Below are 15,455 nucleotides of genomic sequence, written 5' to 3' on the forward strand. Positions count from 1 at the left end.
AACCACACTGGTATGCCCCCGGTGACGCAAGGACGAAAGTAGATCGCTTTGGCAAGAGAGGGGGTTATCGTGTGCATCCGTCCGGAGATGGTCACAATGAGTCAGCGAATGCTGTATTCTACCGATCTTTGGAGGACGTTGCACAGCACCTGCTTGCTCGCCCTGACTGGGGGCTTCGCTTCAAGACTCCAGCAGGTGCCGCTAACATCTTCTATGATGGCATAATCATAGACGGAAAGCCTCGCTGAACACACTGAAGAAATGGCGACTGAGGGCCTTAGGCGCTGTCCAGAACAGCGCAGGTCGGCCCGAAGCCGACATTTCGCGTGGTCATTGGCTGCTGCGCAGCAGCCCGTCAGAAGGGATATTCGCTGTTCGTGCGAATGCGTGAGTGGATTAGACTTCGAACAGTCCAAATCGACCTTCAGCTTTCATCCCAGAAAAGTGTTCAACGCGGTTCCCAAGCTCAACATCCGAAGGTGGGTCTGTGTTCTCGATGATGATTACCTGCCGATCTCCCTTCAACTGAAGAAGGAAGCGATAAAAGTTCCCGTTCAGATCAGTCCTGGACAGGTCGTCTTCTGGCCCTTCTGGCTCTTTGTAAGACAGCAACGGAGAGTCCAAAATGACAAACCCCGGATGGGGCGAGTCCTTACCCGCACAATACTCCATCAGCGAAATTGAAAAGGCAGCCTGAGTGATCGCGCGCAAGCCTTTACCATACGATACGCGCGGCTTTCCTGAAATGACCAGGTCCTTGGCTTGAAGGTCAAAATGTACTCGATCCGCGCCGGGGAAGCCCCAGTTTTGAAGCGTCCTACGCACGAGTTTGGAGAACGGCGACACCATAGTGTCCGTTAGAGTGGTAACCGGCGTTTCGCTCGCCCCTGACACTTGGGAATTTGCGTTTTCAAGGCGTGCCTTACGGTCCAACAGGTCGCTTTTCGTGTCGAATAGACCAAGCGCCTCACGTACATCGGCTCCCTTGTCTGCAAGATCTTTATAGGACGTTCTGAGCTTTCGCAGATCAGGTGCAATCACAGTCTGCAGTTCAGTGTTCTTTTCCTTCAAGTTCTCTTCGATCTTGGGAAGCGCACGCTCCAAGTTACTTCTCTCTTTGGCCAAGGCGTCGATTGTCTCTGAAAGCTCTTCCGCTCGACGTTCAATTTTCTTGATTTCTGAATCTGCAGCGGCGGTCACTCGCGCCACGTCATTGTCGCACGTGACGCCGTATTTGTGGTGCTCTGCGTCTGCTCCACAGGCCGGGCAAACGTCAGCCTCAATGGTTGCAATAATGCTACCTGCCTCACGAATACTCATCAGGCGTTCGATGTCAGAGTGATAGTGCTCACGCAGCAGCTTGAAGCGTTCAAGAAGCGTTACAACTTCAGTGTAGCGATTACGGTTCTCTTCCCTGCGCTTCATGAGGTTCCGCAGGTCAGAAGACACGCGCCGATAGTAGTCTTCTGTCAACGCAAGCTGGTTTGATCGGGCATCCATGGCGGCGTTCAAGCGTTCTTCCTGACTGGTTAGATCATCTTTTGAACCGCTGATCTCTTTGATTTTGCGCTCGATCTCGCTGATCAGTTGGTCCAATAACTCCAACTGAGCTTCGCGCTTTTGTTCTTCCGGTGACTTTTTCTGGCTTGCGACCAGCGCGGAGTCATCGACGCCAGTCAAAAGCAGTCGGAATACGGATGTATTGGCGGTGTCGGCTGTGTAGTTCCCGTCGGAAAGTGGCGAGCGCTTTTGAATAATCTCTTCTTCGTTGACGATGCATAAGCGCGCCAGATTTCTGAAGCTGAGATTTTGCGTCTCGTCTTTTGCATTTTTCCTGATCTTCTTGTCGGTAAGGCCGATTTTTCCCAACAAAAACGCCGACATATTGTCAGAGTCTCTTGAACTATGCGTTTCGCTGAGAACCTGACCCTCAGTTTCGGGTAGTTCATCAGAAAACGCGCCTTCAAAAACCTCAAATCTGCCACCATCCATGCTGCGTCGAGCTGTGATGATATCGGATGCCGAAAACTGAAGCGCCAAAAGGATCTGGTCATAGCCCACAATCTCAGGGATATCCTTAAGCGGCCCCTTCGCGCCGAACATGTAATCAATGGCTTCAATGATGAACGATTTCCCAGTGTCAGACGCCCCATAGATGACGTTCAACCCATCCTGAAAACGAACGACCGCGGGCTTTTTGTCAGGCCCATGGAAAGCAAGGCTCTTGATTTGAAGACCAGAGTATTTCATTCGACGCCCGCGTTCTCATCCTGGAACTCAGCCACCCAGTCATCCAACAGGTCAGTCATTAGGCTTTCAAAGGCTTCGTCGTCGTAGGCCGCAAAGTAGTCGGCAATCCATCTTGCGCGGGACAACATCTGTTGCGCGTATGACGTGCTCAGAGCGTCAACGAAGAACGAAGAATACTCCCCTGCACGATAGTAGATGCCCTGTTCGGTGATCGTGCGCTCCACCAACTCACGAGACATCATCAGGTCCAGGGCGGCGTACACGGCCTTGCGGCGCACCTGCGTGACGGGCGTCATGATAGGCGTTGACGGGTGAAGATCAGGCGGCCCGTCGAGAAGGCTCGTCCGCACAATGAGGTAGTCTAGCGCCGTGAGCCGCTGAATATCCAGCTCATTGGGAAAACATGCATGCAGGCAAACGACAGCACGCATCCCAGTTTCAACTGGGCCGTTGAATGGTGCAATCTTTCGGTCCGCTACTGCTTCCATACCAATTTACCGTCATTAGCAAGCTGGTGACAAACGCCTCTTCGTGCTGTGGGTAGCGCCACCTTGTTCAGCGGGTGTGCGTTCAATGCAAGGCTTTGCGCTTTGTCAGTAACGGCCAAGACCCGTTCGAAGCCGTCTTTATGAGGCCTATCGCTGGTGTCTACAACCCCGCCATGGATTTCATCTTGCAAAGACTCAAACGTGCCGGGTTCCGTTTTGTCGCGAACGAACACACGTAGCCCCTCGGCGTCGAAAAAGGCCTCTCTTGACCTCCTGAGATGGTCATTGAGCGGACGCCATTTGGGCAGATCACTAACGCAAACAGCTTCGACGCCCTTGTGTTCAGCATAGGCTTCTAGCAGGCAGTCCACATACGTTTTTTCGTCTTCCGTGACCTCTTCAGGTGGATTTTCTGGTTTCGGTCGCGGTGGAAGGCCGCCGCCGAACCGTGCATTGAAAAACAGAGTTTTGGTTCTGTACTGATCCAACGTCCAACGCGTTGAGGGAACTCTGAAAATTCGAAAATCGAACCCTTCCACGTATCTCAGGAAGTCCCCCGACAACACAACCCTCTGAGTGTCGGTGATTTTGCCTGATATCATTTTATCCCATTCCTCAAGGACCTTGGCCTTAAGATTTGGAGCATGGTTCACCAGGAGCGACAGTGTGGTCGAGGCGCCTTTTGGGGAAATATAATAGCAAAACCTAGGTGCGGTGTAGACACCCGAAAATGAGTACCAGAGTATCTTCCCGATTTCTGGTGAAACGTCGCCAAAACTAAGCGGCTTTCGTTGATAGCATTTGCACTGATAATTATCCCATTTTCCTGCCAACCGGTCGTTGTCGCAAAAGCCAGCAACGTCAATGCCCTTGTCACCTGCACCGGTTGCGCGCTCAACGTCGATGTAATCGTCTTTTAGGGAGTGCACCCATTCATGAGTAAACTCTTCCCACTGGTCAGCATCGTAAGTGGCCACGATTTGAATTGGGTCTAGCTTCGGGCCATTTTCGAATTCGATTGCAGATTGGACGGTGCCAGTCGCGACTTCTTTACATGCCGGTTCAAATTCAACCATGCGAGGATCTGGCTCTAAATGTTTCAACGCAAGCTCTTGTTCGGCAACATATCAAGTACTACGCTTGTCGCAACCCTCTATCGGCAGATGCCCGCGCCCTGGAATTTACAGGACCGCAAGTCAACAGAGCGAAGTTGAGAAGTTCCGTTGATCTCCTTGGAAGTTCCGCTTTCGATACTCGGTTGCATTCTTGTCGCAGGCGCAGCGAAGGTCCGGTTCCCGCCCTCTATGACCGTCAGACCATGCCCACCGCCCTACCGGCGAATTGGCTTTTTGCCACCCTCCTCTTGCAACATCGCTTCCATGTCGTTCAAGCCATCGACTGCAGAGCGCATCTGCGCCTCATCATCCACTGTGTCGTAATCCGCAACCTGGCCCTCAAAATCCATCTCCATCTGGCGCTGTTCCTCGGCGACAACAGTTTGAACGATGGGCGCGGTCTTCCGTGGATTGGGTTCAGTTTGCTCGGACGGTTGATCGCCAACACCTTCGCGCAGGCCCTCAACATCGGCCTCGGATCCGCCTGACCCGTCCGGTGGCGGTGTCATCGGCATCGCGCGGACACTCAGCGGCAGCTTACCCTGCGCGCCCCCCGGCTCTGGAAACGGCAAGTCTCCCGTCTGTGCATCATGGATCGTTTTGAACAGGCGGTCGTCAAAGTACTGGATTCGCTTCGCCCGGACCGGCATTTGGGCATCGATGACCATGACGATCTCGTCGAGTGGCAGGCGGCGTGCTTCATCTTCATGAAGCAAGGAGCTTTCTTCGGTCCGTGTGGATTGGCTGCGGCCCTCGAAGGGGTTCTTGCCGATGGATTGCGACCGCGTGACCACGGTCTTTGTGGTCTTGCCGACCGCCTTACTCAGCTCCTCGACGGTTTTTTCGTCAGACGGGGTTAGGTAGAGCTTTACCCCTGCGTTGCCCTGCAGGGCTCGGCGGGTATTCTCACCATAGATTTCATCGAGGGCGGGAATCGTCTGGGTGACGACGGCCAGATGACCGCGATAGCTGCGGAGGGTCTCGATGCTTTCGACCACGATAGGCATTTTGCCAAGACGGTTGAATTCATCTAGCATGATCATCACGGGCCACGGCTCATCCGGCCCGGGGTCCTTTTCCTGCATGGCCGAGAGAAGATCGGAGAAAAACAGCCGGATCAGCGGCGCCAGCGGCTTCACCATCAACGGCTGGACGACGAGATAGACCGAGAAGGGTTTCTTGCGGATTGTCCGGAAATCAAAATCCGAGACCGCCGTCGCCTCATCAATCGCCGGGTTCTGCCATTGATCCAGTCCCGAGGTCATCAGGAGTGAAACATAAGACGTCAGAGTATCGTTGTTGGTGGACGCCAGCCGCGTGAAGATCAGCTTGGCTGCCCTGTTGTCGACTTCATGGCCCCGCGCGAAATACTCCTTCTGCTTGTTCCCGCCCGAGGCCGCGATGCGGTAGATCTCGCCCAAGGTCGGACGCTTGCGCTGGAACGCCAGCAGGCCTGCTGCCACGAAGAGATCGATCCCGCCTTTCAGCAGCCCCTGCACCCGGTCGTTGTCGCTTTGAAGGAAGAGTGTTGCAAGGAGCTGCAGTTCCATCTGCTGGCGGGCGGGATCTTTCAGTTGATAGATGCGCAGAAGCGGGTTGTAGCGATGCGTGCGCTTGCCCTCCCAATCCGTCGGAGCAAAGCGATAGACCTTGTCGCCCTGGGCGGCGCGGTGGCGCGCCGTGGCCTCGAAACATTCGCCCTTCACATCGAGCGTCACAGCAGAGCCCTGCCAGGTCAGCAGGTTCGGAATGACAAAGCCCGTGGTCTTGCCGCGGCCCGTGGGCGCCACGATTAGCGCATGCGGGAAGACCTTGGAGCAAATGTATTTTGCGCGGGAGCCGGGCGTCCCAAGCTTGCCGAGGATGAACCCGGTGCCGGGCGCCCCAAAGAACCCATTGGCCTTCATCTCGCGCCCAGACTGCCAATGGGTCTGGCCAAAGCGTGTGAGAGCGGACCCCGACAGGGCGAGGCTCAACATCATGCCGGCGGCGGCAAAGCTGCCGATGATCAGGTGGATAAGCTGGGCATCCTCCGGGCGGCGATCGAGGATCGCTATGTAGTTCTGTGCGATATAGGCAAAGTCGATCTCGGCCCCGAAGCCGAGATCCTGATAAGAGAGCACCGCCGAGGCGATGGTATAGCCCATGGCCCCGGTCACCAGCGTTACCAGAAAGACCCCTGTGGCGATCCGCGCTTTTCCCATGGCGGCGCTCAATGGACCTGTCCCCGCTCGGTCTCGCCATCCACGTCTGTCGCGCGGTGTTTTTCGTATTCGGCATCGGCGAGATCATCGACCACCTGGCGCAAGGCCTCCGTGTTGGCCGTCGCATCATCGGATTGCAGATAGACCTTGGCCACATAGAGCCGGTCGAGACGGTCCTCGAGAACCTTGTCCAGCGCATCGGCATCACCGGATGTGAGCCGCTCGCGTTGGCGAACGTCCAGGACCCGCGCGATCTCGTCGCGGAAAGCGTTCCGCTCCGCCTCGGTCTCGAAAGGGGCGGACAACTCCCCCGCCCGCTCATGGTCGAGGACACGCGCAATCTCGTCTGCAAGACGGTCGGTACGGTCAGTCTGCGGCGCCGTTTCACCGCGGGCTGCGAGGAGGTCGTCGCGCTCGGCAGACCCGAGCCCCTCGCGCAACTCGTTGTCGCGGCGGACCTGATTGATGGCCTCCGTGTCGCGGATCTCGACGACGGCCGCATAGGTCGCGCCAAGCCCGCGGGCGAGGTGGGAGGGCATGTCCGGATAGCGCGGGCGCAAGTCATCCGCGACAGCATCCGCAACTTGGGTGCGGACATCGCGACCCTCCATGATCCGATCGACCTCGCGGGTGATCTCGCTGGCGCGGGTCGCATCGGTGATCGTCTCCTTGTAGGGCTCAGACCGGTCGATCACATCGCCCGGGCGTGCAAGCAGCTCCGGATGTGCCTCGAGATATGCACGCTGCTCTGCCGCGATCCGGCGCTCCGCCTTTGAGACAACCTCCCACGCCCGGTCCTCGATTTGCTGCGCTGTCAGGCCCTCGGCGCGCATCTCCTGTCGGATTGTCCCTTCCATCGCCTGCACCGCGCCCTCATGATAATGGAACCGCTCGCCGAACGCTTCCTCCTCCACGACACCGTTCCGGCGCAGCACGTTTTCCCGCTCCAACAGCGTGCCGAGTTCAACGTGCACATCGTTGAGAATGTCGCGCGCCTGTTCCAGATCGGCGCGACGCTCGAGGTTCAGATCGCGCGCCTCGGCCACCTTGGAGAGATCATCGGCGATCCATTGGTGCTCGAGCGCTGCATTTGAGGCGCCCGCCTCGATCCGCGCCACCACTTCCGCTGTGCTGATCCCGGTTCCGCGCAGGGCGGTGTCTATGCGCGACCGCAAGTCCGGCTCGGAAAGACGTTCTAGCTGTTTGGCGTCGATATTGGCCTCAGAATAGATCCCGCCTTCCGAAGGAGCCTCGGAGAGCGTGGATGATCGCAAACCGAGAGGCTGCATGTGCTGGACCTGCGCCTGGATCTCGATGAGGCGTTTTTCCAGCACGGGCCGCTCGGCATCGGGTTTCTCGGCGATCATGCCCTGCACCCGTGCGAGCTTCTCCGCATAGAGGCTTCTCAGATCCTCGAAGCTTTGATCCTCGGCCATATACACATCTCCTGTTCGGTCCACCTGCCCGCCATGCGCCAGCACCTCGCCCGCGCGGAAGAGGGCTGCGGCAATTTCCTCGCAGGCTTCGCGCGAAGCCTCAGCGGCAAGCGAATGGTAGACGGTTCTGGTGTTGGCGATCTCGGCCAGCGTCCGCGTCAGGTCGGCCCCCACGCGTTCCCGCCCGCGGGGTGCGCGACCCTCTTCCTTCGCGGCATAGACCTCGCGGGTAGTGGCCGGGTAATGCACGACTCCACGATCCACCCGGCGCGTGGCCTCCAGGCGCACGCCATACTTCTCCGCCTCCTCGACCATGGCGAGGCGGAAGTCGTCATAGTTGAAGCGGTGGTTGCGCCCGAGGAAAAAGAACTCGCCTTCTTGCGAGCGGCGGTTCAGCACCAGATGCGCATGGGGGTGATCGCGGTCCTCATGCACCGCGATGATGTAGTCGAAATGCCCCGCGTCACTCTGGAAGAACCGCTCGGCCACATCCGTCGCGATGTCTCGCACATCCTCGCCCCGCGTGCCGATGGGGAAGGACATCAGCATGTGCGTGGTCTGGCCAAGCTTGGGTTTGAAGCCTGCATCCCATCGCTTGGCAAAGCGCTCGGTCAGATCCTTGATGTCCTTCGCCTCGAGCTTGGCCTTACCATCCAGGAACCCACTCGAGTCCACGATATGGGTGGACTTGGTGGTCAGATAATCAAGCTGGTTAGCGAGCTGCGATTTGGTATGCGTGCCGCCGCCACGGATCGCCTTGAAGACCGCTGGCCGGTGCCCCGCCGCCGCGCGCGTAAGCTGGCTCTGCTTGGCGACATGCAGCCCCTGCATCGAGCCCCGGATCCGGCTCCAGCCGTCCCGGAAGACCTCGCCTGTGACAGCGTCAACCGCATCATTCAGCCGCATGGGCAAACTCCCTTAGCGCGGCCGTGGCCTCGAGCTGCATTGCGTCGCGCCGACGCCGCAGAAGCAGATCGATCTCATCGGCGGAATCCAGGATGAACCGCGCCAACCCGCGCATCTGCGCAAGGCGCGGCTCAGAAAACTCGGCACTCGCGTCCCCCACGGCCCCCTGCCCCATCCGGTTGGCACGCGTCATCTGCTTGGCGATCTGTGCGACCCCGTTGCCAACCTCATGCAAAGAGGATCTGTATCGCGCCATCTCTGCTGCCATCTGCGCGTCCGGAACGAACACCCCGCCGGCCGCCTGGATGAGCCGCCGCAGCCCCTCGGCCCGGCTCTCGATCCCGGCCTTCGCCAACACCTCGTCGAGCGCCGCAAGCTCCGCAGCGGTGACCTTCACACTGACCGCCGAGACCGGGATCGCGGCATCCGTCTGGCGCTCGGCATCGGCTTTGAGCGTATACTGGATCGCTCGCGACGACACGCCAAACCGTTCCGCCAGCACTGAAGTGGCAACGCCTTCCGCAGCCTCGCGAACGATCTCCATACGGTCCGCACCTGTGAGACGTTTTGAGCGCGACATGCGAAGAAAGACCCCCTATTTCCTGCCACCTTCCACCAAGGCTGCCCCCACCTTACGATAATATACCTCGCTGTCAATTATATACTTACGTTGCGCTCAGTCTCAGGCAGCCTTGGTGTCCGCTCCCCCGCAGCCCGCAGGGACGCGGCTCTGCCCCCTCACCACCGGGTGACCCACCTGTCCAATGGGTCCCCTTCCCCAGCACCGCCCGAGGGTCTGGCCGAACACGAACGTGTTCGGACGGAACCGCGGGCGGGCGCAAACCCCACCGACAGCGCGGACAGGCAGTGTCAAGGAGGGCCAGATTTGGCTTGCCAAATCTCTGCCACAAAAACCGGGAGGCCCTGGCCGATAGGTTTTTGTGGATGGCCCCCTTGAGGCTGACTGGCCGGTCTGTCGCGGCATGATCATTCCGGGGGAGTGCGTCCCTTGAACGCGCAGCGACCGACACCAAGAGGAGGTCGCTATAGGCGATCACACGCGCCAGTGACGGCATCCCTGGAACAGGGATCGAGCCGCCCCAAGATCATCCTGGGGCGGCCCATCCTCGTCAGAGGATTCAGTCTTGGGGATCCTTTGCGCTCGGCGGAAACATCACCAGCTCCGAGACCGCGACGGGAAAGTCGAGCTTGAGGCTGAAGAACTCCGAGCCATCCCCGCCCCGGGTGTTGCGGAACATCGCACCCACGCGCTGAAAACGGGTGCGCTCCTGGCCATCGGTGTCGGTGAACTTGACCGGGACGGTTGCGACGTAGTGGTTGGTCATTTGGGTTACTCCTTGTTGCGATGAGGATCACCCAGCACGGGGGCAAGAGGACCGGTCGCAAGCGCAAATGCGGAGGGTCCGCGGCCCTGCCGTGGAAGCCGTATTTGTGCTTGCCGGAGCGAAGCGCAGGGCACGATTGGGCCGACCCCATGCGATCCACATCAATGAGCAAAAAGGAGTGACCCGGATGCCCCTTGCCATCACGCAGTCGCCACCATCCACGTCCTGCCGAACCTGGCCGGGGTGCTGATGACGCCCGCCCGCGTGGATGCGATGTTCCGAAACATCACCCGAGGGTTGTGCAGGTCTTCAGCCTCATGTGTGACGTCTCGACCCCTCGGTCTTGCGCTGCTGACGATGTGCGAGGGGCGCACCATCCCCAGCCCCTACCGATGCGGATGGGTCGCACTCTGACGGACCGGGTAGAGCGATAACGGTGCTGGCCGCCGCAGACTGCCGATCACGCGTGACCGACCGCACGCGCCATGAGACATGACGAAAGGGCCGCGCCAAGCGCGACCCCCTCTCTTCAATCCTGCGCAGTCTTCTTCGCCGCGTCCGCAACCCGCATGACCGTCAGGCCTTTCGCTTCCGCCTTCTGCCCGAGGTTCAGCGCGACCCCGTTGCCGCCGAAGAGTACAACCCCCGTCGCCGCGAACTTGTCGTCCAGCATTTCATCGTTGCACTTGAACGGTGCCGCCCGCCCGTGCGCGGACCAGCGCGGATCAAAGCGCGCCTGCGCGACCCCGCGTGCCCGGGCCCACCGAGCCGCAATCATCTCGGCCCCGTGCTTGCCACCCTTGTGGCAGAGGAAGATCTCCTGGTTGCGGTTCTGTTTGATCCGTTCGCGAACCTTGTCGAGCGTGTTGAAGATCACATCGACATCGGTCCAGTCGGTGGCGCCTGAGACGATCAGGGGCACCCCCTCGACTTTCGACTTCGCGGCAGTCTCGCGGTCGTGCTGCTCGAGGAGCTGCCGCGCCTCGAAGACCGCCCCGGTCTCTTGCGCCCGGACACTCGCCCGCGACCCGGCTGCCGGGATGAAGGCGTGACCGGTCTCGATCTCGTAGCATTCCGCCGCCGCCTCGCTCATCACCTCGATGACGCTGACGATCTCGCGCAGTTGCAAAAAGCGCGCCTGCGCCTCTTCGAGCGCGGTCTCGGCGATCTCCGATCCGTCGTGGGATTTTGCCAGTGCGCCGATCTTGTCGGCGGTGCGGTCAACCTCCTTACTGAGTGCCACCTTGCGGCGCTGGAGGATCGTTGCGAGCCCATGGGCCAGCGGTTCGATTTCCGCTTCGAGCCCGGTCCCGCGCAACTGACCAAGCAGAGCCTCGAAGCTCTCGCGGATGATGCGGTCGGTCAGGACGTGATCCTCCGGGATCGGCAGCTGCGCGTCCTTCTCGGTCAGCCCGAAAAGCTCGATGGTCTCGTAGGTGTTAGCGGTGTCGTAAGCCATATTCATTCTCCAGATATTGGGTTCGACCACCACGTGAGTGTGGGGGCATGGCCGAATGTCTGGTTTCCGAATCTGCCCGGGTCAGGGACGGCGCAGCCGCCGGCTTGCCGGGCGCAAAAGTTTTCCGAGCGCAGCACCCGACACAGGCCCGCGCTCACGCACGGGACCGCCCCAAGCCATAGGCACCGCCCTCGCCGAAAAGTTTTGCGATCCTTGACGCGGGCTGATTTGGGGGCCATCCGGAGGATATGCTTCCGCACTCATGTGTGTGTATTGACGGTAGGTTTGCCCGACCCGAGCAGGCAAACGGCCCGACCGGACGCGGGAGACGGATGAAGCGGCGGGATCGTTTTGCCCCGCAAAACAGACCAGAGCGTAATCCGGCGGAGCGGCCGGGGAGGGACGTGCTCGCGAGGCGGGCAAACCGGGATGCCGGGTGCTGCGCCGCGGTGAGGCCGAATGCGCGACGGACCGAAGGGCCGTTCTCCCCTGCGACACGCGAAGCCGGGCTGGGGAGGCCCTAAGGTGATGGACGCATCTCACTACGTCAGCCTGATCAGCTTGCCAGACATCGCAAAAATCGGTAGTCTATTAGAGCACCAAGGAGTTTGCCATGAGCGTTCAAAAGCAATCAGTTAGTTTCACCGAAACGGCCTACACTTTCGCCAAGGAACTGGTCGAAGCTGGCGAGTACCCGAACATGAGCGCGGCGGTCTCGGGTGAATTGGCGAAGGCCAAGGCAGAGCGGGATCGTGAACAGTCTTTGTTCGAGGCCGAATTGGAACGCCGCCTGTCTCTGCCACTCGACCAATGGGAACCCGTCGGCGAAGCCTCCAATGTAACAGAAGGTGCACGGGCCCATCTTGCCGCGATGGCTCACAAAAGCTGATGCATTTTGTTCGGCATCCGTTCTTTGAACGGGACCTTTTCGGTATCGTTGATCATATTGTCAACGTGACTGACGGTGACGTTGCTGCAGCAAGCCGCAGGCTCGATGAAATCGATGCACTTATCCAAGAAATTGCCGAAAACCCAAAATCAGGTGCTCGCCTTAGCGGCAAGCTGGACGGATGGCTCGTGCGCCATGGCGGGGCAGGTCACCGACTAACCATCGTATTCAAACCGGATTTAGATACCGGAATTGTTTATCTCGCTCTCGTCGCATTCGGCGGTCGGGACTGGATGAGGCTCGCGTCGGCAAGACAGGTATTCGCAGACTAATTGCAAAGCCAGCTACTACAAAAATTACCAAAACCTGACCTTCGCTGCGCTCGACCTGAACGGGAAAGATGCGGACGAAGCACCATATTGCTGCGGCTTCGCCAATGACCGCTTTCAAATTTGCCAAACAGGTCAAGATGCAAAGCCGCGAGGGAGCCCATCAGGGGTCACAGCCTTGCTTTACCGCATAAAGTTGATCCTCACCGGTGACCAAAACCGAAGTCGGTTCTGGCAGCAACCCTACGACACCGGTGACCCTCTCTTCGGGCTCGAGGGTTGTGAAACGTTCCATATCATTTGAAACATGGATCACACCTGATCGTTTATCGATCACAATGTAGGCTTCCCATAGTTCGACATAGTCAATTCTGACTTCATGTGGCCACGGAGCTTCTACCGGGAAGTTAGAGACCTTATGGAGCGAGAGGTTGTCATCCAGCAAGAATATCCCGGCCTCAGACTGGATGATATTCAGCCCCCCTAACGAATTAATGGTGGGATGGTCACCGATTTCCTCATAGGGCAACACCTCCATTTGAGACAACGATACGCCATCGAGAACCACGATGCCCTCGTCTCCATGCACGAACACTGGATTTTCGCCGGAAATGGATATCGGGCTAGGGTGATAAAAAACTGTTTCGCCAACAACATCATTTTGAGAAGTTAAGCTTGGAATGAGGCGCGCCACTGTTTCGTCTGGGCCAAGTACGAGAAAGTGTGGCGGCCGTGTTTTGGGTGTTTCCCGCCAAGATCCCAGGCCCGACTTTGTTAATTGAGACCAGGGTCCAATCCTGCCGATCCAATTCTTACTTCCCGTATGATAGTCCCAAGTCCCTGCGGGAAGACTTGAAACAAAACCCAATTCGTCTTCGAAGAAGCGGAAGATCAGCGGCGCAAAGGCAGTATTGGAGGGGAAAATCCGTACCATACCCTTGCCGACCTCAATTCTGGCATCCTGAAAGGTTGGAAGTAAACGATGCCCTTCAGGCAAGGCTACAGGCGTTCTGGTCCACTCCCCGGCAAACGGTCGGAACCAGAGCGAACTGCTTTCTCGCGGCGTTGAGCTGAGTGGCCCCGTTAAGGCCAAAGCACCATTGATCTCAGCAATGGTTCGGATGGAGATGGTCTGATCACCATTGAACACAGGCAGATCAACTTCCTCACTGGAGCCACTGGCTTGGATCCGCTTCAATGGGTCTGACGAAGTTGCTTGCCAGTAAACATCGCCGGCGCCTTGGTCGAAAAATGCGCGCTTATAGCCTCGAGTAGCTTCTATGGGGTCCCAACTCGAAGCATTAGAGCCAAGGCGGAATATCACTCTCGGACGAGACCCAAACCCGAAGGCCTCTCCATTCGGCCCGACGTGGATACCGCGATCGAACGCAAATCCCCAGACATGCGGAAAATCGTCCTCCACTAAAGAAAGGCTCGAGCCATTGAATTCATACAATTCTTGGCGATTGGCCGCCTTGACAATCATCCCGTCAGAACCCGGAACAGTTCGTGGTGACGTCGCGATCCTGTATGGCTGTTCAAGTTCCACAGGTAGCTTTGCTTCGCTTCCCGCTACGGGTACGACACAGAACTCCTCTGCATTCGCCATGGTCGCCCCCAGAAAAGCCATCAATATGGAAAACTGCTTATACACGCGTGATGTGCTACCCAACGTGCCCTCGGCCGTTGTTAGAATTTCCGCGGTTCCATCAGGTTCACGGGCTGGTGTCGTGAACTGATTTCATCAGGTCTGCCGGGACCTTGTTCCCGATAGCCCCGTGCGGGCGTTCTTCATTGTAGTCTCTACGCCAAGCCTCCAACTTTTCGGCTGCATCTTCAAGGCTCATGAACCAGTGCGCGTTCAGGCACTCCGCCCGGAACCGGCCATTGAACGCCTCGATGAAGGCGTTGTCGGTAGGTTTGCCCGGACGGGAGAAGTCCAATGTCACGTCGTTGGCATAGGCCCAAATGTCCATATCCTTGGAGATGAACTCGCTGCCCTGGTCAACACGGATGGTGGCTGGGTAGCCGGTGCGCTTGCATACTTGCTCAAGCGTCGCGACCACGTCCTCCCCGCGATATGTGAACCGAGCATCAAGCACCGGGACATAGCGTGAGAAGGTGTCGACGACCGTCAGAACCCGAAGTTTCCGGCCTGTAGCCAGCTGATCATGAACAAAGTCCATAGCCCAGACGTCATTGGGGCTGACAGCCTCCTTGCGGTCATCCCGCAGCTTGGCCTTCACCCGGCGCTTAGGTGTCTTGCTCCGAAGTTGCATACCCAACTCCTTGTAAATGCGATAGGTCTTCTTGGCGTTGATCTCCCAGCCCTCCCGGCGCAGCAGCACATGCACGCGCCTGTAGCCGAAGCGCACGCGCGTCTGGCAAATCTCTCGTATCCGCTGTTCCAAAGCGGCCTGCCCAGGCCGGCGGGATTTGTAGCGATAGGTTCTCGGATCGAACCGGATCACCTCGCAGGCCCGGCGGATCGACACCTGCCAATCCGCCCGCATCCCGTCGACCAGCGACCTTTTCCGGGCAGGCCTCAAAGCTTTCGCTTAATGACGTCCTGCAGCATTTCCTTGTCGAGCGCGAGATCCGCGACGATCTTCTTCAGACGCGCGTTCTCCTGCTCGAGTTCCCTGAGCCGTTTCATCTCGGATGGCATCAGGCCAGCATATTTTTTCTTCCAGTTGAAAAATGTTGCCGTGCTGATCCCGGCCTTGCGGCAGACCTCGGCCACCGAGGTGCCGTCCTCCGCCTGCTTGATGATGAACGCCTTCTGCGCGTCCGTGAACTTCGATGCCTTCATGCGTTTCCGCTCCTCTCCCAGCCAGGGTTTCTCTGCGGAAAACTCTAATCAAAAACGGGGGCGTTTTCGGGGATCACATCACGCGTTCTCACCCCTAACATTTCTGCCAACCATGATTTTAAGATCAAGTGCGACCACCTCCAGAAATGGTTGGCTTGATTGCTTACATTTCTGATAGCAGCCATTCTTCCAACATGCAGCATCGGTTAAGATGGGCTCTT

12 protein-coding genes are annotated in these 15,455 nt (G+C 58.3%); 2 read left to right on the forward strand and 10 right to left on the reverse strand.

The genetic code is table 11. The features are described 5' to 3' along the window. Window positions 1–396: 396 nt before the first annotated feature. The 8 genes from ACZ1HH_RS20795 to ACZ1HH_RS20830 all read right to left on the reverse strand — a co-directional run bounded on the left by ACZ1HH_RS20795 (window position 397) and on the right by ACZ1HH_RS20830 (window position 11,204). A complete protein-coding gene (locus tag ACZ1HH_RS20795) occupies window positions 397–2,250 on the reverse strand; it encodes an AAA family ATPase (protein ID WP_472637376.1) in 1,854 nt (617 codons plus the stop codon). Next, entirely contained in the window at window positions 2,247–2,738 is a 492-nt protein-coding gene (locus ACZ1HH_RS20800; RefSeq protein WP_472637377.1) for an ABC-three component system middle component 2, read from the reverse strand. Before ACZ1HH_RS20800 ends, ACZ1HH_RS20795 begins: the two co-directional genes overlap by 4 nt. Then, a complete protein-coding gene (locus tag ACZ1HH_RS20805; protein WP_472637378.1) occupies window positions 2,726–3,814 on the reverse strand; it encodes an ABC-three component system protein in 1,089 nt (362 codons plus the stop codon). Before ACZ1HH_RS20805 ends, ACZ1HH_RS20800 begins: the two co-directional genes overlap by 13 nt. 254 nt (window positions 3,815–4,068) lie before the next feature. Continuing rightward, on the reverse strand, window positions 4,069–6,057 hold the full coding sequence (locus ACZ1HH_RS20810; RefSeq protein ID WP_472637379.1) for a type IV secretory system conjugative DNA transfer family protein: 1,989 nt from the start codon (window positions 6,055–6,057) through the stop codon (window positions 4,069–4,071). Between the two features lie 8 nt (window positions 6,058–6,065). Continuing rightward, window positions 6,066–8,399 carry a relaxase/mobilization nuclease domain-containing protein gene (locus tag ACZ1HH_RS20815; protein WP_472637380.1) on the reverse strand — a complete coding sequence of 778 codons (2,334 nt, stop codon included), beginning with the start codon at window positions 8,397–8,399 and terminating at the stop codon, window positions 6,066–6,068. Continuing rightward, window positions 8,386–8,979 (reverse strand): transposase, encoded by a 594-nt coding sequence (locus ACZ1HH_RS20820; protein WP_472637381.1) that lies wholly within the window; start codon window positions 8,977–8,979, stop codon window positions 8,386–8,388. Before ACZ1HH_RS20820 ends, ACZ1HH_RS20815 begins: the two co-directional genes overlap by 14 nt. A 559-nt stretch (window positions 8,980–9,538) precedes the next feature. Beyond that, window positions 9,539–9,745 carry a hypothetical protein gene (locus tag ACZ1HH_RS20825; RefSeq protein ID WP_133358581.1) on the reverse strand — a complete coding sequence of 69 codons (207 nt, stop codon included), beginning with the start codon at window positions 9,743–9,745 and terminating at the stop codon, window positions 9,539–9,541. A 529-nt stretch (window positions 9,746–10,274) separates the two neighbouring features. Further along, window positions 10,275–11,204: a DUF2493 domain-containing protein gene (locus ACZ1HH_RS20830; protein WP_472637382.1), complete on the reverse strand. Its 930-nt coding sequence runs from the start codon at window positions 11,202–11,204 to the stop codon at window positions 10,275–10,277. A 613-nt stretch (window positions 11,205–11,817) separates the two neighbouring features. Between ACZ1HH_RS20830 and ACZ1HH_RS20835 the strand changes: the two genes are divergently transcribed. Next, window positions 11,818–12,093 (forward strand): hypothetical protein, encoded by a 276-nt coding sequence (locus ACZ1HH_RS20835; protein ID WP_102855915.1) that lies wholly within the window; start codon window positions 11,818–11,820, stop codon window positions 12,091–12,093. Further along, a complete protein-coding gene (locus tag ACZ1HH_RS20840) occupies window positions 12,093–12,425 on the forward strand; it encodes a type II toxin-antitoxin system RelE/ParE family toxin (protein WP_102855914.1) in 333 nt (110 codons plus the stop codon). Before ACZ1HH_RS20835 ends, ACZ1HH_RS20840 begins: the two co-directional genes overlap by 1 nt. 160 nt (window positions 12,426–12,585) lie before the next feature. On the opposite strand, the gene ACZ1HH_RS20845 is transcribed toward ACZ1HH_RS20840, so the two are convergent. Then, window positions 12,586–14,076, reverse strand: a complete 1,491-nt coding sequence (locus ACZ1HH_RS20845; RefSeq protein WP_472637383.1) for a hypothetical protein — start codon at window positions 14,074–14,076, stop codon at window positions 12,586–12,588. 61 nt (window positions 14,077–14,137) lie between these two features. After that, window positions 14,138–15,234 (reverse strand): IS3-like element ISSisp1 family transposase gene (locus ACZ1HH_RS20850; protein ID WP_416368220.1). Its coding sequence is split into 2 segments (ribosomal slippage): window positions 14,138–14,973 and window positions 14,973–15,234, totalling 1,098 coding nucleotides; the frame shifts between segments, so codons are not numbered across the junction. Between the last annotated feature and the right edge of the window lie 221 nt (window positions 15,235–15,455).

It is taken from the genome of Epibacterium sp. HA2-3 (genome assembly GCF_055693725.2).

What these genes read in the sequence shown, in the direction of transcription:
- ACZ1HH_RS20830 (WP_472637382.1), bottom strand. Translation starts at nt 11,204, where the DNA reads ATGGCTTACGACACCGCTAACACCTACGAGACCATCGAGCTTTTCGGG.
- ACZ1HH_RS20840 (WP_102855914.1), top strand. Translation starts at nt 12,093, where the DNA reads ATGCATTTTGTTCGGCATCCGTTCTTTGAACGGGACCTTTTCGGTATC.
- ACZ1HH_RS20805 (WP_472637378.1), bottom strand. Translation starts at nt 3,814, where the DNA reads ATGGTTGAATTTGAACCGGCATGTAAAGAAGTCGCGACTGGCACCGTC.
- ACZ1HH_RS20800 (WP_472637377.1), bottom strand. Translation starts at nt 2,738, where the DNA reads ATGGAAGCAGTAGCGGACCGAAAGATTGCACCATTCAACGGCCCAGTT.
- ACZ1HH_RS20815 (WP_472637380.1), bottom strand. Translation starts at nt 8,399, where the DNA reads ATGCGGCTGAATGATGCGGTTGACGCTGTCACAGGCGAGGTCTTCCGG.
- ACZ1HH_RS20820 (WP_472637381.1), bottom strand. Translation starts at nt 8,979, where the DNA reads ATGTCGCGCTCAAAACGTCTCACAGGTGCGGACCGTATGGAGATCGTT.
- ACZ1HH_RS20825 (WP_133358581.1), bottom strand. Translation starts at nt 9,745, where the DNA reads ATGACCAACCACTACGTCGCAACCGTCCCGGTCAAGTTCACCGACACC.
- ACZ1HH_RS20835 (WP_102855915.1), top strand. Translation starts at nt 11,818, where the DNA reads ATGAGCGTTCAAAAGCAATCAGTTAGTTTCACCGAAACGGCCTACACT.
- ACZ1HH_RS20810 (WP_472637379.1), bottom strand. Translation starts at nt 6,057, where the DNA reads ATGGGAAAAGCGCGGATCGCCACAGGGGTCTTTCTGGTAACGCTGGTG.
- ACZ1HH_RS20795 (WP_472637376.1), bottom strand. Translation starts at nt 2,250, where the DNA reads ATGAAATACTCTGGTCTTCAAATCAAGAGCCTTGCTTTCCATGGGCCT.